Here is a 259-nt window from a genome sequence, read left to right as displayed (position 1 = left end):
ATAGGCGACCTCGCGGCTGCCGGGATGGAGCTGGATGTAGGAATCCGCGGTCGAGATCGCCTATGCCTTCTACCTGAAGGCCATCTCGCTCTACGAGCAGATCGTCGACGTCGGCCGCGACCAGTCGAACACCGAACAGGCGCTGACCGCGCTCCAGGACGTGGTGCAGCGTTTCCCCGACACTGAGTACGCTCGCGACGCGACGCTGAAGATCGACCTGACTCTTGACCATCTGGCCGGCAAGGAGATGACGGTCGGC

At 63.3% G+C, this 259-nt stretch carries 1 protein-coding gene; it reads left to right on the top strand.

Annotated elements, in window-relative coordinates:
* Positions 1–55 precede the first annotated feature (55 nt).
* Positions 56–259: outer membrane protein assembly factor BamD (gene bamD / locus RMT89_RS46375; protein WP_399499051.1), on the top strand; the 204-nt coding region annotated here is incomplete at its 3' end.

Source organism: Streptomyces sp. P17, assembly GCF_032436805.1.
GTDB lineage: Bacteria > Actinomycetota > Actinomycetes > Streptomycetales > Streptomycetaceae > Streptomyces.
The sequence above is the reverse complement of the archived record's forward strand: the minus strand, read 5'-3'. Positions and strand labels throughout refer to the sequence as shown.